We start from the raw sequence: 24,261 nt of genomic DNA, 5'->3' as shown, positions 1-24,261 counted from the left end.
TGCAGGCCAGAGCATTTTGAGATTACTTCTCTGGTGGATAGACAGGGTCGGTAACCGTATTGTCCCAAGGCATAACCAGGTTGCTGTCGTCTTGGCTAAAACCACTTTGGACTTCCAGGTAATAGTTAGGGTCTAAGTGCGCCGGGTATCCATCGATGGCGGCCCCTTGGATCACGACACCGATATTTTGCCAGTTGTTGAGGATCCCGTGACGATCCTGATATCGACCGACATTAGAAGCGGGTGAGTTGTTTAATTTACCCTGAGCATCGAAGGTGAGTTGTTGTCCACTGGCACTGGTTCCTTGCCCCCTGACCGAGTAACGCTGTAATGGCAGGGTGTTATCATTGCGTTTGGCTACATCCTCATAGGTGTAAACGGCAACGGGTCTTTGGGCAGGCCAGGACCAAAACAGACTGGTATTGATATTACCGCCGTAGATATTACTTTCTGTGATAACTCCACCCGGATTAGGTGCGGGGGTATGGGTGGCACAGGAGTTATAATCCGTATGCCAGGGAATGGCCATGAATTTACATAAATCCCCCGGTTGTATGGGGTGGCTGCGCAGTGGAACATAACCGACACCCAGAAATGGGCTGCCTTTAGTGGCGACGGCATAATTTAATGGCTGGCGATTGATTCTAAAGGGGCCAATATTCGGGTTTTGCCAGTCAGCGTTATACAGCTTAGTGTCCCGTACGATAAAGGTGAGATCGATACCCGGGCTAAAACGGCCACCCAAACAGTTCATTAGTACGGCTCTATCCAGGGCTTCACCCTCATTTAATGGGGTTGTCATGCTTGGAGCCGAGGTGGAACATAATCCCTTAGCCCATTGTTGCATAAGGAAGTATTGGCTGTTACTTAAGGTGAGAAAGCTCTTATTGGCATCCCCCAGAGAGAGGGGCATCATCGGGGAGCCGTCTTCAAGATGATTGTTCTCATCTGCGCTGGGTTTGCGCATAAAAGACATGATGTCAAACTGAGGTTTGTTTTTAGTGAGTTTATCGATTTGCCGATGACTTTTGATGGCACTGTCAGGCAGGTTAGTGTTCCACATTTGCATGGAGGCCGCCCTCAGTATGGGCTGAATGTCCTGGGCAAAGTCGGGAACATACTCAGGGTTGTAGGCATTATTTTGATATAAGCCTGGGTTGAGATTGAATGCTTCTACCCAGGTGGTGTAGATATCATCCCACAGGCTAACAACATTGAGTGTTTGCGGCGCATATGCCGGATCTGTGCTAACAACCCAGGCGCTGTTTTCCAGTGTCTGATAACTGCCATCATCAAAGAGCAATACGGCGGTGACAGGGCCATCTGCGGTATCATCGAGCCAGTTGTTATTATCGACATCCATATCCAATTTTGCATTGGGATCGGCATTGCCCAGTTGATCAAAGCCACAGGCTTTACCAAAGCCGCCAAGCACCACCAGACGTCCGTTGGTTTCGGTTTGGATCTCTCCTAAATAGTCGATACGAGTGTTGGGATCATCATTGCCAGCCGTTGCTGGGTAAGATTGGGGATAGTCCGGTAGAGGGATAACTGCATTTGTGTGTTGGTCCCAGTAACTGGCCTGGGTGCTTGGGTTGAATTGAGCCGTCTGTCTTTTATTCGTACTTATGGTGCGAGGACCGGCATCAATGACTAATTTTTGCAGACGTACAGTATCGGCCGGGTTGTCCGTTTGATTAAAACTGGGATTGCGCAGGGGCGGTGTCTTGCCATCTTGATAGAGAATGATCCCTAAATTAGCGCTCTCATCCATTTCCCAGCAGTTTGCTTTCTTATTGGCAAGATGCACTGTCCAGATGATATCTGTGACGCGTTTACCATCGACTTCACTGCCAATGGTTACCTCCTGTGCTTGCGGCGCAGGATAACTTGGGCTGTTTTTATGTGGATATTGATAAATTTTAAACCTTGCTCCTTGTCGTTTGAGACGCCCCTGGCTGTCACGAATGTCTGAGCTGCTAATAGGGGTGTTGTCTGTGCCCGCTTTAATGGGGAGTCCCCCTGTGAGTGTTTGTCCGGGTTGCGGCATTGCAGCTATGGTTTGTGGTTCGATGTAGTAGTCCATACTGTTGCCGACGCGGGCAAAGCCTATAGTTGGGTGAATGCGTAAACTGACGGTCATAATTAATTCCTTTTAACTGAGTGGCCGTTGAGGTAGTTCTTTAACAGTATGTGGCTGGTATTGATATTTTTTCCTGCCAGAGGCGCTGTTTTTTCCGGGGTATCTGTTACCGCAGTGGTGTTGTGACAGGAGAAACATTCATTGGCTGAGCGTTGATTTTGAGTGAAGGTTTCGATAGTGGAATTTGATAGCCGCGTAGACCCAATCAGTAAGTTTGTTTCGGCATCGGGATCCATGTTCGGACTCCAGTCTGGGGTAAGATGGTCTTCTTTACTGAACCAGACGGCACCTATCTCAAGGTAGTTACGCCAGATAGAATCTTTAGGCATTAATTGATGCACGTTATCATTGAGACTGATAATGGCTTGAACATTTTCTTTGGCCTTCTTTGGATTTGGCAGATTATCAACCGTTCCTTGTGCGTATTGCAGACATGTCTGAGTTACCGCAGCCATGGTTTGGGTCTTGGTATCGAGCTTTAATATGGCATTCATGCCGGCGTTGTTGGTATTACAGTCTTTGGCTAAGGTGTTGGCTTTATAAAAGAGATAGTCCTTATCGGAAACAATTTTGTTGGGTGACTGCCCTTTGGCAAAGGTGGGAGCATTGTCTTTAAATTCGAATGTGGCCCAGATGGCTTCGGGGTGCTTATTGACGTATACCGCAATATGGAAACCCACCAAGGCAACTTGAGTCATCTCCTGTTGTGCATTCTCAGGGATCACCACCTGACCGTTATCGACGGTCAGCAGTTGTATCGGGGCTTTGGTGGTATATAAACCAGAGGTGTCTTCACCGGGCTGGACAATCTTCCAAGCGGCCTTGAGTGACATAGCGCCATTGGGGAAATTAAGTTTATTATCAGCTTGTTGCATCCCACTTTGGGTATAGAGTTTGTGTTTTATGACAAAGTCACGGTAGATATCGTTGATCATCATGCTGGTATATAACGCCCGTCCATGTTGGTCGATTAAAATTCCATTTGAACCCGCCTGGTTGACACCTCCCAGCAAATGGTTACCAGGCTGACTGTCAGGATAGATCCCGGTATCAGAATAGAAGGTTTCAAAGCGGAGTTTTCCTTCGTCAGCTTGTTCGGTTAACCAGATGAAGCTTCGCCAGGAGAATTGATGGAAGTCACATATGGTGGAATCATCAAAATTATCGGCAGCGATCTTGGGGTTGAATTTACCTTCAAACCATGACGCATCTGCGGTACAGTTTGCGGTTGGCGAGTATTCATCGGCCCAGCCTGAGAAGCTGAAAAGGCTTAATGTGCTCATGCTCAACACCGTCAACATGAGCTTACTTAACATCCTTGTTTTGTTCATAAATCCTCTCAAAATTGTCTATTAACAGATAAAGCTAAGCTCATCCTTAGCTTAGTATGGTTTATTATCCCGTGTTTATATCATCAGCACGAGGGACATCTTTATCTTTTAATTTAAGATAAAGAGTATAGTTCAAATTGATAGGGGCGCAATTTATGCCGGTGAAATTTGTGGAACTTAAGTCTGCTATTTTTTCTCTTTGAAAAGCAAGTAAATTTAGATGCTGATTTCAAATGTCTTACTGCAAGTGATTGATTTAAAGCAATTAAGAGAGTCGATAGGGAAGTGATAAAGAAATCGATAGAAAGATGATAATCAATGATAATCAAGACACCCATCGTATAACAAATAATGACAGTAATTAAGGCGCCGACAATAATTAAGGCGCCCAATGCCAAATAATTAAGCTGCAATAATTAATGCAATAATTAAGACACCCATTGTAAATAACCGATTGTAAGTGTTGGGTGTGCAATAATTAAGACACCCATTGTAAATAACCGATTGTAAGTGTTGGGTGAGAAAAATCTCTAGTGATCTAGCTTGTAAAATACTGTGTTTCTATTGAAAGGAAATAGTGTTTCAGGCCATTTGAAGGCCATTCGACTATTGAAGTGAGTGCAAAATTCGAATTTCAGGCATTATTGAAATCGAACAAAGTTCGACTCAGTTGGTGGAGAAGACTAAGGGGATTTAGCTAAACAACTTCTGACAATTAGCGGCCCCTTGCCTTCGTCGTCGTTGCAGGTGAATACAGTAGTCTGTAAGAGATTCCAGTGTACCAACCGGCCCCTTGAATAGACGGCTAAAATCAGTCGTCAACTTGAGCCAGTTGCCGACGGGGATGTTTAAACGATTCAAAATGGTCGTAGTGCCAGCAGTAATCTGGCCGCGCTTGTCATGGCGGATAATACGCCCGGTATCATCGACCAGTTGCAGATAATCCTTGGCTTCAAAGTGCAATCCTTGTGGCATGTTCAGCCGTTCATTGCCGACAAAGGGTAACAGCTCAGGTGTGTTTTTGCCTTGCATCGCGGCCCGTATCCGCCGTTGAATACTGGTATAGTCTGAGTCTTCCGGGGTTTTGGCTATTCCCGCGCGGATAGGGTTCAAGTCAACATAAGCCATACAGGCCAATACCGCTGCATCATCCAACAATGGCTGGGATTTGAAGCGGCCTTCCCAAAAGCGACCGCTGCATCCGTCTTCCCGATTGGCTTGTCTGGCAATAGGTTCATTGAGCGCCCGCATAAACCAACTGATATCCATCAAACGTTGGCGATAGACTTCAGTGGTTTGTTGCAGGGTGAGATATTCAATATCAGAAAGTGTTTCACCGCGCAGAAAACGCAGGGATAACAGGGTTCCACTGTAAAGCAGGTGCCAACGCTGTAAAACCTGCTCCAATGTCCATTCAGTGGCGGTTTTCAAGTCAACTCTGAGCACCAAGTGCAGATGATTGGACATGACTGCATAGGCACACAAGTCAATGGAAAAGACGGCCACCAGTTCCAATAGACGCGACTCAACCCAATCACGACGATGTTCATAACTCTTGCCGGAATAATCATCAACGCCACACAGAAAGGCGCGACGTACACAGCGGGACAAATTCATCGGGAATGAATTTGAACAGCTCCAGCTGGCCCGAAGGGGAAAGCACAGGGACGTGCTTTATAAATGCAGTGATAGAAGGGGGTGTCCTCAAGACTGACTTGAGCATATCTTGGCCTCGGCATGGCATCCTTTCCTTTTCAAAGGCTCCATTCAAGCCTAGACAAGGAGTCAACAATCTGCCAAGAATTATGGGTGTCTCCATTTTGTAATTTTGTAAGAATAGCGTTGCTTGAAATTGTTTATACTCCTACAGACATACGCCTATATTCCAGGCACAGGCGGAACACTGTGACCGTCGAAAACAGGGACGTTTTCGTCGAGCGCCCAGGGATAGGTTTACAGCGTGTCACAGGATCGCCTGTGCGAAAGGCGCGCCGCAGGTGATGGGTTACAACTTAGCTAGCCGCTAGGACCAAGCTCATTGGTGAGTTTGGCTTAAAGCCATGCTAGCCGCTGTGCCAGCGGCGTAAAGTCGTGGTGTTCCACACCACACCGGGCAGGGGCTTTGCTTGTCCAAAGCCCCTTGCATCCCCAAAGACACCCCGACGTAGCCGAAATCCCCACTGGCTTATGAAGCAAATTGGCTACACTCAGGACTCGCCTCCTTGCTCGACCTTCGAGCCTCGACATCCCTGTCTCGGCTACGCCAATTTGTAACAACGCCAGCGGCGGCTCCGAAGGGGGAATAGTGCAATTCTGTTAGCCCTGAGTAGCTTGAAATATTTGATAGATCTGCAGATATACGCCTAATTCCAGGCACAGGCGGAACTGTGACCGTCGAAAACAGGGACGTTTTCGTCGAGCGCCCAGGGATGGGTTTACAGCGTGTCACAGGATCGCCTGTGCGAAAGGCGCACCGCAGGTGATGGGCTACACCTATGGTCAAAAGCCCGGCAAGTACTGACGAGGGATTTAAGGCTTAAAGCAATGCTAGCCACTGTGCCAGTGGCCTAAAGTCGTGGTGTTGCTATGCAACTCTCGCCATGTCACCGTATCGCCTGTGCGAAAGGGCCGTTCTCGAACATCCTGCTCTTCACGGCATTCAGGCTTCCTGCCTATCCGCACCGTAGCTGATGGGTCACGTTATGGCAACCCAAATATCAAGCATAAAAAAACGCACCTTAAGGTGCGTTTCTTGTTAACTCTGCATGTCAGCTTAGTGCTGGAACATGGCAGAGATAGATTCTTCATTGCTGACGCGGCGGATAGCCTCGGCCAGTACCGCTGACATGGTCAGTTGGCTCACTTTGCCTGTCTTGAGCATTTCTGGGCTCAAAGGCACAGTGTCAGTGACTATGACTTCGTCAATCACTGAATTTACTATGTTGCTGGCCGCGTTGCCGGAGAATACCGGGTGGGTTGCATAAGCAAAGACGCGGTTGGCGCCGTGTTCTTTCAGGGCTTCAGCAGCCTTACACAGAGTGCCACCTGTGTCGATCATGTCATCAACTATGATGCAGTCACGGCCTTGAACGTCACCTATGATGTGCATTACCTGAGCCACGTTGGCCTGTGGGCGACGCTTGTCGATGATCGCCAGATCTGAGTCGTCGAGCAATTTGGCTACGGCGCGGGCGCGAACAACACCACCGATATCGGGGGAAACAACAACCGGGTTATCCAGTTTCTTGGCCAGCATATCTTCCAGCAGCACTGGGCTACCGAAGACGTTGTCTACCGGTACATCGAAGAAGCCCTGGATCTGCTCGGCGTGCAGGTCACAGGTCAGTACTCTGTCGACACCCACGCTGGAGAGGAAATCGGCAACCACTTTGGCGGTAATGGGTACACGGGCACTGCGGACACGGCGGTCCTGACGGGCATAACCAAAGTAAGGGATAACGGCTGTGATACGGCCGGCTGAAGCGCGGCGCAGGGCATCAACCATTACGATCAACTCCATCAGGTTGTCGTTGGTTGGTGCGCAGGTGGACTGAATGATAAACACATCAGCACCACGTACATTTTCGTTTATCTGGACACTGATTTCACCATCGCTGAAACGGCCTACCTCTGCGTCTCCGAGTTTACAAAAAAGACGGTCGGCTATCTTTTTGGCGAGACTGGGGGTAGCGTTCCCAGCAAAGAGCTTGATGTCGGGCACTGTAAGAACCTCAGGCGTTTGCTTTATTTTAGTGGCTGGGACAAAAAACGGCGGACCGCTTCATCCCGGAAGAAACTGTTCAGAGGCGAGCCAGTCGACTCTGAAGCGGCGATCTATTTATCCCTTTGGCAACAAAGCCTTTGAAAGATGGTGGCAGCTGTGCCAGACAATCGAGAGCTTGTTGCTGTTTTTCGAACTCCCCGAACACGCAGGCACCGGTTCCGGTCATTCTGGACGGCGCATATTCTAGCAGCCAGCCCAAGGCCTTGGCAACTTGAGGGTAATGGCGACATACCAGTGCCTGACAGTCGTTTTGCCAAGGGGCGCTCAGCAGTTGCTCCAGAGAAAGCTTAGGAGTATCTCTTGGCAAATCAGGATCATGGAACACTTTTTCAGTGGAGACATGGGCCTCGGGAACCAGCACCAGATACCAAGGTTCGGCCGGTTCCACCGGCTGAAGTTTTTCGCCGACCCCTTCGGCAAAGGCCGCCAAACCCTTAATGAAAACAGGAACATCAGCGCCGAGTTTTAAACCAATTTGCTCAAGTTCGGTTTCACTCAGGCCGGTTTGCCACAGGGCGTTGAGGGCAACCAGAGTGGTGGCCGCGTCCGACGAGCCGCCCCCCAGACCGCCGCCCATGGGCAGTTTCTTGTCGAGCCAGATCTCGGCTCCCAGTTTACAACCACTGGCTTGCTGCAATGATTTTGCGGCCTTGAGAATTAAGTTATCGCTATCCGGGACAGCAGCGCCGAGATTGGAGTGCAGTTTGAGCTCGCCATTGGCTGTAACTTTAAAGTCCAACAGATCGCCATGGTCGAGAAACTGAAACAGGGTCTGCAGTTCATGGTAGCCATCTTCCCGGCGACCATTGATATGCAAAAACAGATTAAGCTTGGCCGGGGCCGGCCAACCAAGCGAAAGACTATTGGGTTTGGATGTTTGGTCTAGAGAACTCATGGCTGCTGGCTTTCCTTGGTGGTGATTGTGCTCTGGGCTTCGAGTGCCTGCCACTCGGTCAACTGGATCTTGAGTTCGAGCGCGCCGCGATTGAGTTTAAGAAGGCGCGGAATATCGGCACCGCTTTGTTGCTGCCAGCTGAGATACTTCACCTGCCACGGAGGGCTGACGCTGCCATCTTCCAGGCTCTGGGGATTGCCGTCATTGTTTGTGAGCAGGAGTTCAGTGTCAGCGGCGCTGAGGCCAAGCACCCAGCGGGGCAGGGCGTTAAGGGGTATGCTCCAACTGCTGAGGCCATCGAGTAAACGCTGCGGGTCTCGGTCGCGGTAGACTTCACCATCCAACTCCAGTAAGGCGCCGTCCGGGCCGCTTTTCAGCAGCATTACACTGGTGCCCAACATGGTGGTGAGTCTCAGCTCTTCTGTCGTTGGGGTGTGCAGCCAATAAAGATTGGTGCTGAATTTTTCCTCGGGAGTTTTTACCGCCAGCTTGCCTTTCAGCTCCCAGGCCTTGGCTTGCTCTGCGTGCTTGACTTGAGTCGCCTGCCAGCGGGCATCGGGCAGGCTGCTACAGGCGCTGAGCAGGCCAAGGAGCAGCAGGGGCAACAGCAGGCGCAGGGTCGACAGAGGTGTAAAACAGGTTTTTGTGAAGTACTTCAAAATAATCATCTGTTGTTCACTGTGTTGGCCGCCTATGATACGAGGGCTTTGGCAGAATACCAATAAGCGCCGACCCCTGTGGTGTCGCCCTTATGGCTTTTGCCAGCGCCTGTTCAGCTTAATTGATAAATTGGTTGAGAAGTTAGACCTTTATTCGGTTTTGTTAAGCGTATTCTGTTTTTAAGGTGGCCAATTCAGTAGAATGGCCGCATCCTACAGCGACGCCAAGAGTCCAGAACGAGTTCAGATGAGCCTTGTAGCAATTGGTATAAACCATAAAACCGCCACTGTTGACCTGCGTGAGAAAGTTGCCTTTGCCCCGGACAAGATCCATGAAGCCATGCGCAGCCTGGCCAAGGAGACTCAGAGCGGGGAAGCCGTCATCGTTTCCACCTGTAACCGCACCGAGCTTTACTGCAACACGGAAAATGCCGAGCAGGTAGTGCGTTGGTTGGAAGACTATCATGGCCTGAGCCATGAAGAGGTGGCCCCTTGCCTGTACCAACACTGTGGTCAACCCGCGGTGCAACACCTGATGCGGGTTGCATCCGGGCTCGACTCTCTGGTGCTGGGCGAACCGCAGATCCTCGGTCAGGTCAAACAGGCGTTTGCCAAGGCCAAGGAATCCGGCACAGTGGCTCTGACACTGGATCGTCTGTTTCAAAATACTTTTGCCGTGGCCAAGAAGGTGCGCACCGAAACGGAAATCGGCACAGCGGCGGTTTCCGTTGCCTTTGCCGCCGTCAGCATGGCCAAACATATCTTCTCTTCTCTGGCTGCGACCAAGGTGCTGCTCATTGGCGCCGGTGAAACCATAGAACTGGTTGCCCGCCACCTGAAGGAAAACGGCGTCACCAGCATGGTGGTGGCCAACCGCACCATTTCCCGCGCCGAAGCCATGTGCGAAGAGTTCAATGCCCAGGCGATTACCCTGGAGCAGATACCAGATTTTCTCCCCAAGGCCGATATCGTGATATCCTCTACCGCCAGTCCGCTGCCCATCCTGGGCAAGGGCATGGTAGAAAAAGCGCTTAAGCAGCGCCGCCATCAACCTATGTTATTGGTTGATATAGCGGTTCCCCGTGATATTGAGGCAGAAGTCGGTGATTTGGACGATGCTTTCCTATACACGGTCGATGATCTGCAAAGCATAATCGAACAGAATATGGCCTCCCGTAGAGAGGCCGCCGAGCAAGCGGAAGTCATTGCCGAAGAGCATTCACACCAGTTTATGGAGTGGGTTCGCTCACTGGAATCGGTCGACAGCATTCGCGAATATCGTACCCAGAGCATGGCGATTAAAGATGAGCTGGTTGAACGGGCAATGAACAAGTTGGCGCAGGGAGCAGACACAGAGCAGGTGCTGCTGGAACTGGCTAACCGTCTGACCAACAGACTGATACATGCTCCGACCCAGGCCCTGACTGCAGCCAGTCGTCAGGGTGATCTCAATGCTTTGGGTCAATTGAGAACCGCGCTCGGCTTGGATAAACACTAAGGTTAGCGAGCTAAATGAAGGAATCCGTTATCCGCAAGCTGGAAGGCTTGCTTGAGCGTAATGAAGAAGTATTGGCCCTGCTCAGTGACGCAGATGTCATAGCGGATCAGGACAGGTTCAGAGCCCTGTCTCGGGAATATGCTCAGCTTGAAGATGTGGTCAAAGGCTTTAAGGCCTACCAGCAGGCGCAGGCGGATCTGCAAACCGCACAGGAGATGCTGGCCGAGGAAGATCCTGAGCTGAAAGAGATGGCTCAGGAAGAGATCAAGGCGGCCCGCGCTCAGTTGGAGCAGCTGGAAGGCGAGTTGCAAATTCTGCTGTTGCCCAAAGATCCCAATGATGCCAGCAACGCCTTTCTGGAAATCCGTGCCGGTGCCGGCGGTGATGAAGCCGCTATTTTTGCCGGTGATCTATTCCGTATGTACAGCCGTTATGCCGAGAGCCAGCGCTGGCAGGTCGAAGTCATGAGCGCCAGCGAGGGCGAGCATGGCGGTTTCAAAGAGGTGATTGCCAAGGTCAGCGGTGACGGTGTCTACGGCAAACTCAAGTTTGAGTCCGGTGGTCACAGGGTACAAAGGGTGCCGGAAACCGAATCCCAGGGGCGGGTGCATACCTCGGCCTGTACCGTGGCCGTTATGCACGAAGTGCCCGAAGCCCAGGCGGTGGAAATTAACCCGGCCGAGCTGCGTATCGACACCTTCCGTTCTTCCGGTGCCGGTGGTCAGCACGTTAACAAAACCGACTCGGCGATTCGTATTACCCACTTGCCCACAGGCTTGGTGGTTGAATGCCAGGATCAGCGCTCACAGCACAAGAACAAGGCTCAGGCCTTGAGCGTGCTGGCGGCCCGTTTGCAGGCGGCCGAAGACGAGAAGCGCCGCAGCGCCGAAGAATCTACTCGTCGCTCTTTGGTGGGCAGCGGTGACCGCTCCGAGCGGATCCGCACCTATAATTTCCCTCAGGGAAGGGTGAGCGACCACAGGATCAACCTGACACTGTATCGTCTCAACGAGGTGATAGAAGGAGACCTGGAGCAGCTGCTTGAGCCCTTGATGCAAGAGCATCAGGCCGACATGCTGGCGGCTCTGTCCGACGAATAAAAAGGACTGTCTGTGACTAAACTCAATATTGCCGAGGCCCTGCAATGGGCCTCTTCTATGCTGGCCGCATCGTCCGAGTCTGCCCATGCAGATGCCGAAGCCCTGTTGCTGCATTGCTTGGGCAAGAGCCGCAGTTTTATCTATACCTGGCCCGAAAGAAGTTTGTCGGCCGAGCAGCACAAGCAGTTCACCCAGATGGTACAGCGTCGCAGCCAAGGCGTGCCCGTGGCCCATATTGTCGGTGAGCGCGAGTTCTGGTCACTGCCTTTTATTGTCAACGAATCCACTCTTATTCCGCGCCCGGACACCGAAATTCTGGTGGAAACCGCGCTCAACCTGCCGCTTTCAGATGATATCGCCGTGCTGGATCTCGGCACAGGTACCGGCGCTATCGCGCTGGCTCTGGCCCATGAGCGACAAGGCTGGCAGGTGACTGCTGTTGATAAGGTCGAGGCCGCGGTGGAACTGGCCTGCGCCAACCGGGATAATTTGAAACTGCCGCAGGTGGAGATCCTTCAGAGCGACTGGTTTTCGGCGGTTCAGGGGCGTAAGTTTCAGCTGATTGTTTCCAACCCTCCCTATATTGAGGAGGATGATGAGCATCTTGAGATGGGCGATGTGCGCTTCGAACCCCGCAGCGCCTTGACCGCCGCCGATCAGGGCTTTGCCGACCTGTTCCATATCGCAGCCCATGCCAGGGAGCATTTGCTGCCGGGCGGTTATCTGCTGCTGGAGCATGGTTATGCCCAGGCCGTGAACCTCAGGGAAAAACTTGCCGAGCTCGGTTATCAGCAGGTGGCCACAGTGCGCGACTTTGGCTCCAATGATAGATGCACTCTGGGTTTTTGGCCCGGTTGAGTGTCTGTGCCCGGGGTTATCTCCCGGGCTTGAAAACCGCCGATATCGTCCCCATTTCCTGTCATAATTCCGCCTTTTCGACAGCGGCTTGGCCTTGGTGCTGAGCACTGCGATAGGGTACACTGTCGCCTTTGTTCACCTACAGATAGCTATCCGATGGAAACTTTTTACAGCCTGTATCCGGCAGTTAAACACCTGCACATGACCCTGATCGCCGTCAGCGTATTGCTGTTCATTGTGCGTTTCGTGCTTAAGCTGCGTCAGTCAGCCATTATGGACAAGAAACTGCTGAAGGTAGGTCCGCATGTGATCGATACTTTCCTGCTGCTGTCCGGATTGACTCTGTGTTTTATGATCAAGCAGTATCCCTTCGTCGATCCATGGATGACGGAGAAGATAGGCGCAGTGGTCGCTTACATACTGCTGGGCGTGATGGCGCTCAAGTCCAACCGTAATCTGATCTTCCGGACCTTCGCCTTCCTCGGTGCTCTGGGCTGGGTGGTTTATGCGGCAAAACTGGCACACTTCAAACAAGCGGTAATTCTGGGGTAATGCAACAATATTCTCTTAAGCAAGACGAACTCTCTCTGCCCGAATCGGCATTTGAGCTTTGCCAACATCTGGGCTTTGGCCTGGCCAAACAGGCCAACTGGGCCTGGCTGGAACTGTCCGGCTCAGTGCTCAGCCACTATCTGGTGGATCAGCAGCGGCGCTTTCAGGCGCTGCTGAACTGGTTTTACAAGGATCTGGGGTTTGCCCCCAGAGAAGATTATTTTTCCCGGCAGGCGGCCGATCTCGGCCAGTGTATTCTCAGCCGCCAGGGGAACAGCACCACATTGGCAACTGTGCTTATGTTGCTTGGCAAACAGCTGGACTTGAAATTCGACCCTGTACTGCTGCCGGGCACCACAGTGCTGGCCTGCCACGTGGCCGGTGAACTCATCTATCTCGACCCGCTTCGGGGGGAGCGCCTCAGCAAAGAGCGCTTGCATGCCCTGGTTCGCGGCGAGCTTGGCAACAGTGCACCGCTGAAGGCGTCTTACCTCAAGCCGGTTGGCACCCAAAGGCTGATGACCCGCATGCTGCATGAACTCAAGGCCGGCGCCATAGTCGCCCATGAATTTGAAGTCGCGATGGAGTGCTGCAATTTGCTGCTTGAATGGCATGCCGACGATCTCAGCCTGCATCGGGAGCGCGCCTTTATTGCCCAGCAACTGGGGGCGATTCATGTTGCCAGCGCCGATCTGCAGTACTTTGTCGACAACAGTCCGCACGACCCTGTGGTCGAGCTGGTGAAGATGCAACTCAGAGAATTGGGAGACGACCCTCAAACCTTCCATTGAACCTGCCCGTGAGGGCAGTGAGAAAAATATAAATATTAAAATAAAACAATAAATTGCAATCGCAAGGGAGATAGGACCTATGAGCAGTACCTCACAGGCGGCCACTGAAATGACTGCGTTGGTGACCAATGACGCCACCGCGCTCGGCATTCTGGCCGCCATTCTCGGCTTCGTTTTTTACACCAACAGCAGCAGTCATCCTTTCTGGCAAAAGTTTTACCGTTTCATCCCGGCCTTGTTGTTGTGTTACTTCCTGCCATCCTTGCTCAATACCTTTGGGATTGTCGATGGCAGTACCTCCAAACTTTACTATGTGGCGTCCCGTTATCTGCTGCCTGCCTGTTTGGTATTGTTGATCCTCAGCGTCGACCTCAAAGCCATTCTGGGATTGGGTCCCAAGGCGGTAGTGATGTTTTTGACCGGCACCATGGGCATTGTCATAGGTGGCCCGATTGCCCTGCTTATCATGTCGGCAATCGACCCGACATTGACCGCTGGCCACGGCCCGGACGCAGTCTGGCGCGGCATGACCACACTCGCCGGCAGCTGGATTGGCGGCGGTGCCAACCAGGCGGCGATGAAAGAGATTTATGAAGTGGGCGGCAATATCTTCTCCGTGATGGTCACTGTCGATGTGATAGTCGCCAACATCTGGATGGCCGTGCTGCTGTTTATGGCATCCAGGGCCAAGGAGATAGATGCCAAGACAGGTGCAGATACCAGCGCCATTGAAAGCCTCAAGGCCAAGGTGGAGCAATATCATGCCGAAAACGCCCGCATTCCCAGCCTGCGCGACATTATGCTGATAGTGGCTGTGGGCTTTGGTATTACCGGTCTGGCCCATGTCGGCGCCGACCTGCTGGCTCCCTGGTTTGCAACTAACTATCCCTGGACCGAGCAATACAGTCTGACCTCCGGATTCTTCTGGCTGGTGGTGATCGTCACCACCATAGGTTTGCTGCTGTCATTCAGTCCGGCACGTCATTTGGAAGCGGCCGGCGCCTCCAAGATAGCCTCGGCCTACCTCTACATACTGGTGGCTACAATCGGTTTGCATATGGATGTATCCCAAGTTCTGGATACGCCGATTTACTTCCTGGTGGGCATTATCTGGATGCTGGTGCATTCGGGATTGATGCTGCTGGTGGCCAAGCTTATCCGTGCACCGCTGTTTTATATGGCGGTGGGCAGCCAGGCCAACGTTGGCGGCGCGGCGTCTGCGCCCGTAGTGGCTGCGGCCTTCCATCCGGCACTGGCACCCGTAGGTGTACTGCTGGCGGTATTCGGCTATGCTTTAGGCACTTATATGGCCTGGCTCTGTGGCCAGTTGCTGCAGGCTGTGGCCGGCTGATTTAAGTTAACGCCGCATGAGCGGCATTCAAGAGAGAAGTTGCGATGAGTAATAAAACCATACATCTGGGGGCTATCGAGATAGCCAATGACAAGCCCTTTGTGCTGTTCGGTGGCATGAATGTACTCGAGTCGCGGGACTTGGCGATGACCATTGCCGAAACCTACGCGGAAGTCACTCAGAAGCTGGGGATCCCTTATGTGTTCAAGGCCTCCTTCGACAAGGCCAACCGCTCATCCGTCAACTCCTATCGTGGCCCCGGCATGGAAGAAGGTTTGAAAATCTTCCAGGAGATCAAGGACACCTTCAAGCTGCCATTGATTACCGATGTGCATGAGCCTTACCAGTGTGCACCTGTGGCCGAAGTCGTGGACATCATCCAGTTGCCGGCCTTCCTGGCACGTCAGACAGATCTGGTGGTGGCCATGGCCAAGACAGGAGCTATCATCAATGTGAAAAAGCCTCAGTTCCTGGCGCCCCATGAGATGCGGCATATCATCAAGAAATTCAACGAAGCGGGTAATGATGAGATCATTCTCTGTGAGCGTGGCAGCTGCTTTGGTTATAACAACCTGGTGGTGGATATGCTGGGCATGGATGAGATGAAGCAATCCGGCTACCCGGTGATCTTCGATGCCACCCATGCGCTGCAGCGTCCTGGCGGCCGTGAAGATTCTGCCGGTGGTCGTCGTGCCCAGGCAACCGAACTGGCCCGCAGCGGTATGGCGCTGGGACTGGCCGGGCTGTTTATTGAAGCGCACCCGGACCCGGACAATGCCAAGTGTGATGGCCCTTGTGCCTTGCCACTGCAGCAACTGGAAGGGTATCTGAGCCAGATGAAGGCCGTTGATGATCTGGTGAAGTCTTTCCCGGCGCTGGATACCAGTCGCTGAGCCAAGCACTTGGTTAACCTTGCATAAGCTGCTGCAAGCTGCGCCTTTGGTTGAATAGCGAATCACCTGGCTAGCGTGTTAGCCTCAAACGCCCGCGATTGCGGGCGTTTTTCGTTTCAGTCATGGCTTGCGGTTCATCGGCAAGCATTCTCGGGCGCAAATTTTAAGGACAAGCCACCCATGTGGATCATCTTTACCCTGATGGCCGTCTTTATGCAGGCGTGGCGCAACGCGTTTCAGAGCCGTCTCAGTCGCGATGTCAATGTTGCCGGGGTGACGCTGGCGCGTTCATACCATTCCTTATAGAAGTTTGGGCTACTCAGAGCTGTGTCAGCCATTCGAGTTCAAGCCAGATTGGCGATGACATAGTGATTCTACGGCGAGGCAAGTTGGCGCAGTAATCGGGTGGCTGACAAGCTCCCGCAGGGCGAGTTGAAAAAGCGCGTATGCGGCGCAGGCCAATGTCGATTTATCCCAATAAATCTTCCATCGCTCTACTTGCCTCCCCGTTTTTTCATTCTCGCTGAGTGAGTAAACTCCTATGCGGAATGGTATTAGCTATGCCGGGCCGTTGGCTGCTGTGTATCTGTTGTCACTTTATGCCTGGCAGGACGCAGGATTGCCGCAGCTTGGGCATGGCGCGCTGCAGTACATCATAGGGGCGGCCTTGGCGCAGATCCTCGCGACCGCCCTGATGGTAAAACTGTTCCAATTGCAGAATTTCGCTGTCGGCGCCGGGCTGGCCAAGAGTGAAGCCTTGGTCGCGGCCGTGCTCGGCAGTCTGTTCTTCGGCACTGCGTTGACTGTCACCGGCTGGCTGGGGGTACTTGTCGGTACAGTGGCGGTCTTTCTGCTCAGTACCCACGGCGGGCTCAAAGGCTTGTCCTTCAAGACGCTGTTGCTGGGGTTGGGGTGCGGCAGCGCCTTTGCGCTGACTTCGCTCTGGGTTCGGGAAGCAAGCCTGGTGCTGGGTTTGCCGTTTCCTCACCGCGCCGCCTGGGTACTCTTGTTGGTTATTTTGCTGCAGACCTTGTTGCTGCTCGCCTGGCTTCTTATCAAAGATAAAGAGACCCTTAAAAAACTCTGGCATAGGCCCAGGTTGACCCTGGCCATCAGTATCAGCAGTTGTCTGGGTTCAATAGGTTGGTTCAGTGCCATGTCGCTCACGGCCGTGCCTTATGTGAAAACGCTCGGGCAGGTGGAAGTCTTCTTTATGATGCTGATCTCCAGCCTTTGGCTCAAGCAGCGGGTCAAGGTCAAGGATATAGGCGGCCTGGTACTGATTGCCCTGGCCGCGGTATTGGTGCTTTGGGGATGATTTACTCTGCTGCCACAGGATCCAGCCCTGAGTGGCGTATGCTGCTGAGTACATAAGGTTTATCCGAGGCCAGGTAGTCAATAAGACGTTTGGCCGCTTCAGGTTGCAAGCTGCTTTGGGTGATACCGCTCGAGAAGGTGGTTACCTTCTGGAATTTGTCCGGGATCGGCCCGACAAATTCGGCGCCTGCGATAGGCAGTATTTCACTTATCTGCTGAAAACCTATCTGTAATTCTCCTCTGGCGACCACGGTGGCGACCCTTTCACTCAAAACCCTTTTGCTCTTGGGTTCTATCATCTGCCACAGCCCCATCTCGGGCCAGAGTTTGCTGGCCAGATAAGTGCCACTGGCGCTGGCCGAGTAACCTATTGAATCGGCTTGTTGCAGTACCTTGATAAAAGCTTCCTCTGTGCTGATGTCCGGCTTGGCTGTGCCCGCTTTAACGCACATGCCTATGCGGGAACGCACCAGATCCCTGTGGCTGTCACTGCGCACATAGCCCTTTTCTGTCAGCTTGTTGAGTGAGCTTTGGGACAGGATCAACACATCGAACGCTTCGTTGTGTTTGAGCCGCTCCGGAATGGAGTCATGGGCACCACCGGATGACGAGCCATAGGAGATGATCAAATCCAGCCCGGTATCCTGTTCTATCTGCTTCTCCATCGCGGTCAGGGTGCCGGCAAAACCGCCGGAAGTGATCACTTTCAATGTCTCTGCCCAACTGCCGAAGCTCAGGGTACAGCCCAGGGCCAACAGCAGTAACTTGCTCTTGAACTTATGCTTCATATCTGTGTGTCCTTAGTGTGTTGGGGAGTGAGCCGGCCCGGGAGCGAGCCGGCTCAGAGTGCCGAGGGCACTCTTTGCAGGGAGCCTATTTGGCCAACGCGTTGTCGGCAGCATTCTTACCCGCGATACGACCGAAGATAACCGTATCGGCCACCGCATTACCGCCCAGACGGTTGTAGCCATGTACCCCACCCGTCACCTCTCCGGCGGCATACAGGCCTTTGATGGGCCAGCTTTGCAGGTTCAGTACCTCGGCTTTCTCATCTATGGCGACCCCACCCATGGTGTGATGAATGCCTGGAGCAACTTTCACCGCATAGAAGGGAGCCTGAGTCAGATCAAGCGGCATATTTTCACGGTTGAATTCGCTGTCTTTGCCGACTTTGAAAGAGTGGTTGTAACTACTCACCGTTTGCTCCAGTGCCTTGGGTTGCATGCCGGTGAGTTTGGCCAACTCGGCTACATTATCAGCCTTTTTCAACATCTTAAGGTGATCATAGCCGCGTACCATTTTGGCTTTTTTGTACAGTTGGTTGTCGAACACCAACCAGGCAAACTGTTCGGGTTGCTTGAGAATGGCATCCGATGCCCGGTCGCGGGTGGTCAACTCGTTGATAAAACGTTTGCCATCCTTGTTGACCATGATAGCCCCGACACCGCGCACGGTTTCAGAGATTAAGATGCGGCTGTCTTTGCCTATGGTTGGGTGTGCCTGGATCCAGTCGATATCTGTCATGCTGGCGCCTATGGACTTGGCCATTTCGATGCCATCGCCGGTTGCGGTAATATTGTTGGAACTGGTCATGCCTTTAAAGGTTGGGCGATAGTAGGCGATCATCTCTTTGTTCATGCCATAGCCACCGGTTGCCAGCACCACGGATTTGGCGCCCAACATGTAATAGCCAGAGTGTTTACCGTGGATCACTACCCCGAGTATCTGCTGCTCGTCATTCACTACCAGTTTCACTGCCCGTGAATTGAGGCGGGTTTCCACCTGATTTTTGTCTGCGGCCTTACGTAGTACATCTATGATATGTGGCCCGACGCTGAGCCCGCCTGATGGTCTGTGTGTCCTGTCCACCCGGGCGCCTCCGGAGCGTTTGAGATCATCCATATTGGCGCCGAGGGATTCAAGCCATTTGATACCGTCGGCTGACTGCTGCGCCAGAATTTGCACCAACTTGGGATCGTTGGCGTAGCGACCGCCTTTCATCGTATCTTCCACATACCAGGCCACCTGGTCGTCCACCTTGTGGGCGGCTTGTTGTTTGGTACCCACGGCGTTATAGCCACCGGCCGCCAGCATGGAGTTGCCGCCGGAGAAGGGGGCTTTTTCCAGCAATACCACCTTGGCTCCGGCCTGTTTGGCGCTGATGGCAGCGTTATAGCCGGCACTGCCGGCACCTATTACCACCACATCTGTGCTTTGTTTTGGTCCCGCGGCGATAGCCTGCTGAATTTTTTGCTGATCCCATTCTTTGTCCCAGGCCGGTTTGGCTTTGACATCGGCAAAGGGCATGGGTTTATGTTCAAAAGAGTGGCATTCATTGCAGTAAAATTTGGGTGCTTCGTGCCCCTTGTGGCAACTGGTACAGGCGATATCACCCAGGTGAGAGCCGTGGGGATCTATCTCCAGGGCTGGGTTCTTCAGGTCGCTGTAGTCTCCGTGACAGCTGCGGCACTGTTGATTTTCATGGGCCTCGCTGTCGTCAATCTTGTTAGGCGAAACATGGCAGGTTTTGCAGCCTTGCTGGCTGTCGCTGTGAAATTTGCCCAGATCCTGAGGTGCCGCCTGCACTCCGGCTGCACCGAAAAGGCAACAGACCAGCAGACCGCTGAGATAAGTGAGTTTCATATTGCTCCCTAAAATATTTGTTATTGGATTCGTTATTAGCATGAGCAAATAAAATGTAAAAAAAGGTGAGGCGGCTCAAGTTTGATGTCGAGTTATTAATTGTTGAAATAGGTTTCAAGTTTTCTTAATTCATGGTTTTGAATTCGCTTAATTCATTTTCAATAAAATTGAAAATGATGTCTCTGTTATGAGTGTGTGATCCAGTCAATGCTCAAATGGGTATAAAAGTTTTTACTATATTTCGGCGCTTACTCATATCTCAACTCATAAATATAAAGAGACAAAATGATGAACCTAAGAAAAACGATTATTGCTGGAATTACCTGCTCGCTGTTGCCGCTGGTCAGCCAGGCTGCACCCGACTTTTATGGCCGGGCTTGGCTTGGGCTGAGTCACTCGGACAGCGGTTTGCTGTCAGATAGAAAGGAAAACGGTGCTTATCTGGAAAACTATGCCTCCTTTATCGGCGTCAAGGGTAAAGAAAAACTCAACGACAATATCAATATTGTTTATGTGATGGAGTTTGGTAATAACGGCGGCTACTTTGATACTTCTTCGCTGTTTAAATCCCGTAATACTTATCTGGGTGTCGAAAGCCAATTAGGTACACTGGTATTTGGTCGTAATGATACTGTGTTTAAAAAGACGGAAGGTAAGGTGGATTTATTCAATATCACTTCCAGTGATATGGCAAAAATTATCGCCGGGAATGACCGCCTGGGAGATTCAGCTACTTATTACTCACCCAAATGGTATGGAGTGCAGCTGGGCGTGAGCTATCAATTTGCCGATAACTTGCCGGAGCAAAATGGCTCAAACGGCAATTATGCACTGAGCCTGACAGCGGGTGATGCCAAATTGAAACAACATGCCTGGTATCTGGCGCTGGCCTATGCCGATAGTCTCAATGCCTTGGATGCGGTGCGAGCCGTTGCCGGTGCTCGCTTGGCCGGTGCCAAGTTGGGGTTTATGTATCAGCATTCCGAGTCGCAGAAATATCAAAATCTCAGTGGCAACAGTTTGCTTGCCAGCATGGAGATCCCTTGGCAGCAATACAGTTTCAAGGCGCAATATCTGTATGACAACTCAGGCAATGGCAAGGTGGTATCCAGCCTGGCTGATAAAGCCAGTGTGACAGATGCCTCCAGTTGGCAGGCGTCTTTGGGGTTGGACTATCGAGCTTCCAAAAGCACCACGTTCAGCTTGATAACCACCTATCTGGATGGCGATTTTACCGACGCAGGAGGTTATACGGAGTATGACGACAAGCTGATGACTCTGGCGATGAAACACATGTTCTGAGTCACAGTATTTGTAGCTGGTTTCCGAGCCTTATCGCAGGCTCGGCTGGATCAACTTTTCCCGGTAACGGGATTGCTAAAATACGCCAACCCAAACCGCGGCGATTTCCCTGATGAAGATAACTCTCAAACAACTGCTGGTATTCAAGTGCATACATGCCGAAGGGCAGATCTCCCGTGCTGCCAGGAAGCTGCATATGTCGGTTCCGGCCGTCAGTATGGCGCTGAAAGAGTTGGAGTCAGCGCTGGGGTGCCGCCTGTTTGAGCGCAGTGCGACAGGTTTGCTGCTCAACCCGCAGGGGGAGTTGTTGCTGCCATACGCCAACGGGATGTTGGCGTCAGAGCAGCAGGTACAGCAGTTATTTCACGCCAGTGCCAGTGGCGTGTGTGGCACACTGACGGTCGGCGCCAGTAAAACTGCGGGAAACTATGTGTTATCGCGGCGCTTGCCTGTGTTCCATCAATGTTTCCCGGCCACAGGAATTCGCTTGATGATCAAAGATTCAAGCCACATAGAGAGGATGGTCTCCGAACGGGAACTGGACCTGGCCTTTGTTGACGCCAAGCCGTCGCTGGCCAATCTCTGCTGTGAGCCTTGGCTCAGAGACAGGATCTGCATTGTTTGCGGCGCCGATAACCCCCTGGCTAAAGAGGTTGTCGATACCGAACGCCTGTCGCGTGAAGTCTGGTATCTGGATGAAAGCGCGACGGTTGCCCGCGTCAGGGCTATGCAGTTACTGCACAGCGTTGGCATTGTGCCATCGCAAACCATCACCATGGGAACTCTGGGGGCCATCAAGCGCGCCACGGCCACTGGCTATGGGGTCAGTATCTTGCCCTTTATGGCGATAGATGCCGAATTGGATCGTGGCGATCTGGTGGAGTTGGAACTGCCCGGCTGGGACTTTGAACGTAACTATTGGGTGATCCGCCGGGCCGAGGAAGTGCTTGCCCCGTTACCGGCCAATTTTCTGGAATTTATGTTGGATCAACGCGAGTTCGATGAGCAACGGCCGGCATGATCCAAACCGATTTTCAGCTGTTTGGCATTCTTTGCCTGATCTTGGGAGGCATATTCTACACCAGCGGTCTCAATAGCCCTTTCTGGCGTCGCTGTTATCGGATCTTGCCGGTGATGGTGGCCTGTTATTTCGTGCCATCACTGCTCAACACCATGGGGCTGATTGCGGTAAAAGACTCTCAGTTACCCAAGTTTGCCGTCGATTACCTTATGCCCATGTGTCTGGTGTTGATGCTGCTGGGGCTGGATATCGGCAGTATTTGGCGCTGTGGCGGTAAGCTGCTGCTACTGTTTTTTATCGGCAGTCTGGGGGTCTTTGTCGGGGGGCCGCTGGCGCTGTGGTTGGTGGGATACATACAGCCTGAGCTCTTGCTGCCGCAGGGGGAGGATAGCCTCTGGCGCGGCATGGCGACCCTGGCAGGTAATTGGGTCGGTGGCACCGCCAATCAGATGGCGATGAAAGAACTGTTCGGTGCCGGTGACAGTATCTTTGCGGTTTTTGTTACTGTGAATGTGGTGCTTTCAGGGATCTGGATGGCAATACTGTTGGCGCTGGCGCCCCACGAGGCCAAAATCAATCGCTGGCTTCGAAGCCGCGAGCCGCAGGCGACTGTGCTGGATACGCCCTTGCCGGAACGGCGCCTGGCACAGAGCCATCATTGGTTATTGATCTTTTGCCTGCCGCTGATGCTGGGCGGCTTGGCACACTGGGGCGCCGATTGGACGGCGGAGCTGATTGTCCGCCACTGGCCTATGGCCAGAGCCTATCACCTGCATACTCCCTTTATCTGGCTGGTGGTCTGGTTAACGACGGCCAGCGTGCTCCTGTCGCTGACACCGGCGCGGCGGCTGGCGGTCTATGGTGCCGACAGAGTCGGTAATGCCTGTCTATATCTGATGTTGGCTATCATGGGGCTGAAGATGGATATCGGTATGCTCTGGTCTTTGCCCTGGTTTTTCGTTATCGGGGCTATCTGGTTGCTGGTGCATGTCTTCTTGTTGCTGCTGGCGGCGAGAGTGTTGAGACTTCCATTCGGTTATCTCGCCATTGCCAGTCAGTGTAATCTTGGCGGGGCGGCTTCGGCGCCTGTGGTCACAAGCGCCTATCGCCAGGCATTGGTGCCTCTTGCGGTTCTGATCGCGGTATTTGGCTACGCCTGGGCCAACTTTATTGCCTGGGCCTGCGGCCAGTGGTTAAAGCAGATTTGATTCAAGCGCCTTTATTTGGGCCACCAGTTCGCTGTTGATTGGCAGTGTGAGCCCATATTGCTCGGCGCGCTGCTGCAGGTAACCGTTGATATAGTCAATTTCCGTCTTGCGGCCGTGCTTGAGGTCCTGATACATGGAGGAGTAGTTGGCGGCGGTTAGCCGTATCACTTCCTTGACTCTGGTGTGCAGCGTATCGAACGTCAGCGCTATGCTTTCCTGCTTGGCTACCTGTAACAGCTCATCGAGAATGGCGCAGATTGTTCCCTCAAACTCGGGGGCGGCCAGGGCGCCGTTGTTGACTCTGTGAATGGCGGTCAGCGGATTGATAACGGCATTGACCGCCAGCTTTTGCCACAGGGCTTCGAGAATGGTATCACTCCACTGACTGCCGGGAATGGCATTGAGCAGAACGGTTTTCATCGCCTCTGGCATGAGGGCGCCGATTAAGTCACCTATCTGGGTCAGACCGCTGCCGGTTTGGCGAATATGATTGCTGCTGAGTTTCAGCGCTCCCTGGCTGGTGGTGCCCAGGCTCAGCGGCCGGCCATTCAGCTTGGCAGCCAGGCTCTGATGGGGACCAAGCCCATTGTGCAGCAGCAGGATGCGGCAATCCGGGTGAAGTTTTGGCAGCAAAGGCTCCAGCGCCGCTTCAACCTGATAGGCTTTGACCGTGACCAGCAAGAGATCGAGCTGCTTGAGCTTGCTCGAGTCCTGCGCCAGGCACAGAAATGATGTTTGCAGACTCTGGTCGCCAAGCTCCAGGGTATAGACGTGTTCTTTGCCCTGTTCAGCCAATGGCCGGGTGTTGGCCGTTGGCAATACTCTGGGTAATAACCAAGGTTCAAGCCCGGCTGCGGCCAGTTGCTGCGCCAGTAGTTGCCCTATGGCTCCAACGCCGAGGATCCCTAGCTGCAT

Annotated in this window: 20 protein-coding genes and 1 pseudogene; 12 read left to right on the top strand and 9 right to left on the bottom strand. The window is 52.7% G+C overall.

From position 1 onward, the window contains the following. Positions 1 to 22 precede the first annotated feature (22 nt). From HCX89_RS15495 to lolB, 6 genes are all read right to left on the bottom strand, one after another. The gene (locus HCX89_RS15495; RefSeq protein ID WP_107004926.1) at positions 23 to 2,143 is read right to left on the bottom strand and encodes a LodA/GoxA family CTQ-dependent oxidase; all 2,121 of its coding nucleotides are present in this window, start codon (positions 2,141 to 2,143) and stop codon (positions 23 to 25) included. 2 nt (positions 2,144 to 2,145) lie between these two features. Then, complete coding sequence (locus HCX89_RS15490; protein WP_144128439.1) at positions 2,146 to 3,426, bottom strand: hypothetical protein; 1,281 nt, start codon at positions 3,424 to 3,426, stop codon at positions 2,146 to 2,148. 741 nt (positions 3,427 to 4,167) lie between these two features. Next, entirely contained in the window at positions 4,168 to 5,091 is a 924-nt protein-coding gene (locus tag HCX89_RS15485; protein ID WP_167716613.1) for a transposase, read from the bottom strand. 1,156 nt (positions 5,092 to 6,247) lie between these two features. Next, complete coding sequence (locus HCX89_RS15480) at positions 6,248 to 7,195, bottom strand: ribose-phosphate pyrophosphokinase (RefSeq protein ID WP_028779717.1); 948 nt, start codon at positions 7,193 to 7,195, stop codon at positions 6,248 to 6,250. Between the two features lie 79 nt (positions 7,196 to 7,274). Further along, a complete protein-coding gene (gene ispE, locus HCX89_RS15475) occupies positions 7,275 to 8,153 on the bottom strand; it encodes a 4-(cytidine 5'-diphospho)-2-C-methyl-D-erythritol kinase (RefSeq protein ID WP_109248761.1) in 879 nt (292 codons plus the stop codon). Then, a complete protein-coding gene (gene lolB, locus HCX89_RS15470) occupies positions 8,150 to 8,821 on the bottom strand; it encodes a lipoprotein insertase outer membrane protein LolB (protein WP_107005975.1) in 672 nt (223 codons plus the stop codon). The genes ispE and lolB overlap by 4 nt, the downstream gene beginning before the upstream one ends. Positions 8,822 to 9,059: 238 nt before the next feature. Here lolB and hemA point away from each other — a divergent pair, with 238 nt between their 5' ends. The 9 genes and pseudogenes from hemA to HCX89_RS15425 all read left to right on the top strand — a co-directional run bounded on the left by hemA (position 9,060) and on the right by HCX89_RS15425 (position 17,173). Then, positions 9,060 to 10,310, top strand: a complete 1,251-nt coding sequence (gene hemA, locus HCX89_RS15465; protein WP_028779720.1) for a glutamyl-tRNA reductase — start codon at positions 9,060 to 9,062, stop codon at positions 10,308 to 10,310. Between the two features lie 14 nt (positions 10,311 to 10,324). Next, positions 10,325 to 11,410 carry a peptide chain release factor 1 gene (prfA, locus tag HCX89_RS15460; protein WP_025011691.1) on the top strand — a complete coding sequence of 362 codons (1,086 nt, stop codon included), beginning with the start codon at positions 10,325 to 10,327 and terminating at the stop codon, positions 11,408 to 11,410. Positions 11,411 to 11,422: 12 nt separating this feature from the next. Then, complete coding sequence (prmC, locus tag HCX89_RS15455; protein ID WP_028779722.1) at positions 11,423 to 12,268, top strand: peptide chain release factor N(5)-glutamine methyltransferase; 846 nt, start codon at positions 11,423 to 11,425, stop codon at positions 12,266 to 12,268. A gap of 156 nt (positions 12,269 to 12,424) precedes the next feature. After that, positions 12,425 to 12,820, top strand: a complete 396-nt coding sequence (locus HCX89_RS15450) for a SirB2 family protein (protein ID WP_167716611.1) — start codon at positions 12,425 to 12,427, stop codon at positions 12,818 to 12,820. Continuing rightward, complete coding sequence (locus tag HCX89_RS15445) at positions 12,820 to 13,611, top strand: tetratricopeptide repeat protein (protein WP_096140857.1); 792 nt, start codon at positions 12,820 to 12,822, stop codon at positions 13,609 to 13,611. Before HCX89_RS15450 ends, HCX89_RS15445 begins: the two co-directional genes overlap by 1 nt. Positions 13,612 to 13,720: 109 nt before the next feature. Further along, the gene (locus HCX89_RS15440) at positions 13,721 to 14,962 is read left to right on the top strand and encodes a DUF819 domain-containing protein (protein ID WP_096141180.1); all 1,242 of its coding nucleotides are present in this window, start codon (positions 13,721 to 13,723) and stop codon (positions 14,960 to 14,962) included. 44 nt (positions 14,963 to 15,006) lie between these two features. Further along, positions 15,007 to 15,855 carry a 3-deoxy-8-phosphooctulonate synthase gene (gene kdsA / locus HCX89_RS15435; protein WP_025011695.1) on the top strand — a complete coding sequence of 283 codons (849 nt, stop codon included), beginning with the start codon at positions 15,007 to 15,009 and terminating at the stop codon, positions 15,853 to 15,855. 180 nt (positions 15,856 to 16,035) lie between these two features. Continuing rightward, positions 16,036 to 16,143, top strand: a pseudogene (locus tag HCX89_RS15430) (multidrug transporter); the annotation flags it as partial. A gap of 253 nt (positions 16,144 to 16,396) precedes the next feature. After that, complete coding sequence (locus tag HCX89_RS15425) at positions 16,397 to 17,173, top strand: DMT family transporter (RefSeq protein WP_167716609.1); 777 nt, start codon at positions 16,397 to 16,399, stop codon at positions 17,171 to 17,173. A gap of 1 nt (position 17,174) precedes the next feature. On the opposite strand, the gene HCX89_RS15420 is transcribed toward HCX89_RS15425, so the two are convergent. Both HCX89_RS15420 and HCX89_RS15415 read right to left on the bottom strand, forming a co-directional pair. Further along, entirely contained in the window at positions 17,175 to 17,960 is a 786-nt protein-coding gene (locus HCX89_RS15420; protein ID WP_144167832.1) for a substrate-binding domain-containing protein, read from the bottom strand. An 85-nt stretch (positions 17,961 to 18,045) separates the two neighbouring features. Beyond that, positions 18,046 to 19,815, bottom strand: a complete 1,770-nt coding sequence (locus HCX89_RS15415; protein ID WP_144380435.1) for a flavocytochrome c — start codon at positions 19,813 to 19,815, stop codon at positions 18,046 to 18,048. Positions 19,816 to 20,100: 285 nt separating this feature from the next. On the opposite strand from HCX89_RS15415, the gene HCX89_RS15410 reads away from it, so the two are divergent. From HCX89_RS15410 to HCX89_RS15400, 3 genes are all read left to right on the top strand, one after another. After that, positions 20,101 to 21,117: a porin gene (locus HCX89_RS15410; protein ID WP_240539408.1), complete on the top strand. Its 1,017-nt coding sequence runs from the start codon at positions 20,101 to 20,103 to the stop codon at positions 21,115 to 21,117. Between the two features lie 112 nt (positions 21,118 to 21,229). Beyond that, positions 21,230 to 22,138 carry a LysR family transcriptional regulator gene (locus tag HCX89_RS15405; RefSeq protein WP_107005946.1) on the top strand — a complete coding sequence of 303 codons (909 nt, stop codon included), beginning with the start codon at positions 21,230 to 21,232 and terminating at the stop codon, positions 22,136 to 22,138. Beyond that, positions 22,135 to 23,346, top strand: coding sequence for a DUF819 domain-containing protein (locus HCX89_RS15400; protein ID WP_144380436.1), 1,212 nt, complete (start codon positions 22,135 to 22,137; stop codon positions 23,344 to 23,346). Before HCX89_RS15405 ends, HCX89_RS15400 begins: the two co-directional genes overlap by 4 nt. On the opposite strand, the gene HCX89_RS15395 is transcribed toward HCX89_RS15400, so the two are convergent. Then, positions 23,332 to 24,261 (bottom strand): ketopantoate reductase family protein, encoded by a 930-nt coding sequence (locus HCX89_RS15395; RefSeq protein WP_167716607.1) that lies wholly within the window; start codon positions 24,259 to 24,261, stop codon positions 23,332 to 23,334. The two genes, HCX89_RS15400 and HCX89_RS15395, sit on opposite strands and share 15 nt — an antisense overlap.

The sequence above is a fragment of the Shewanella sp. Iso12 genome (genome assembly GCF_012030025.1).
GTDB lineage: Bacteria > Pseudomonadota > Gammaproteobacteria > Enterobacterales > Shewanellaceae > Shewanella > Shewanella algae.
This window is presented reverse-complemented; position numbering and strand designations above follow the sequence as displayed.

Excerpts from the sequence above, each read along its gene's own strand:
- HCX89_RS15495 (WP_107004926.1), bottom strand. The coding sequence starts at position 2,143 with ATGACCGTCAGTTTACGCATTCACCCAACTATAGGCTTTGCCCGCGTC.
- HCX89_RS15490 (WP_144128439.1), bottom strand. The coding sequence starts at position 3,426 with ATGAGCACATTAAGCCTTTTCAGCTTCTCAGGCTGGGCCGATGAATAC.
- HCX89_RS15485 (WP_167716613.1), bottom strand. The coding sequence starts at position 5,091 with ATGAATTTGTCCCGCTGTGTACGTCGCGCCTTTCTGTGTGGCGTTGAT.
- ispE (WP_109248761.1), bottom strand. The coding sequence starts at position 8,153 with ATGAGTTCTCTAGACCAAACATCCAAACCCAATAGTCTTTCGCTTGGT.
- lolB (WP_107005975.1), bottom strand. The coding sequence starts at position 8,821 with ATGATTATTTTGAAGTACTTCACAAAAACCTGTTTTACACCTCTGTCG.
- hemA (WP_028779720.1), top strand. The coding sequence starts at position 9,060 with ATGAGCCTTGTAGCAATTGGTATAAACCATAAAACCGCCACTGTTGAC.
- prfA (WP_025011691.1), top strand. The coding sequence starts at position 10,325 with ATGAAGGAATCCGTTATCCGCAAGCTGGAAGGCTTGCTTGAGCGTAAT.
- HCX89_RS15450 (WP_167716611.1), top strand. The coding sequence starts at position 12,425 with ATGGAAACTTTTTACAGCCTGTATCCGGCAGTTAAACACCTGCACATG.
- HCX89_RS15445 (WP_096140857.1), top strand. The coding sequence starts at position 12,820 with ATGCAACAATATTCTCTTAAGCAAGACGAACTCTCTCTGCCCGAATCG.
- HCX89_RS15440 (WP_096141180.1), top strand. The coding sequence starts at position 13,721 with ATGACTGCGTTGGTGACCAATGACGCCACCGCGCTCGGCATTCTGGCC.
- kdsA (WP_025011695.1), top strand. The coding sequence starts at position 15,007 with ATGAGTAATAAAACCATACATCTGGGGGCTATCGAGATAGCCAATGAC.
- HCX89_RS15425 (WP_167716609.1), top strand. The coding sequence starts at position 16,397 with ATGCGGAATGGTATTAGCTATGCCGGGCCGTTGGCTGCTGTGTATCTG.
- HCX89_RS15420 (WP_144167832.1), bottom strand. The coding sequence starts at position 17,960 with ATGAAGCATAAGTTCAAGAGCAAGTTACTGCTGTTGGCCCTGGGCTGT.
- HCX89_RS15415 (WP_144380435.1), bottom strand. The coding sequence starts at position 19,815 with ATGAAACTCACTTATCTCAGCGGTCTGCTGGTCTGTTGCCTTTTCGGT.
- HCX89_RS15410 (WP_240539408.1), top strand. The coding sequence starts at position 20,101 with ATGATGAACCTAAGAAAAACGATTATTGCTGGAATTACCTGCTCGCTG.
- HCX89_RS15405 (WP_107005946.1), top strand. The coding sequence starts at position 21,230 with ATGAAGATAACTCTCAAACAACTGCTGGTATTCAAGTGCATACATGCC.
- HCX89_RS15400 (WP_144380436.1), top strand. The coding sequence starts at position 22,135 with ATGATCCAAACCGATTTTCAGCTGTTTGGCATTCTTTGCCTGATCTTG.
- HCX89_RS15395 (WP_167716607.1), bottom strand. The coding sequence starts at position 24,261 with ATGCAGCTAGGGATCCTCGGCGTTGGAGCCATAGGGCAACTACTGGCG.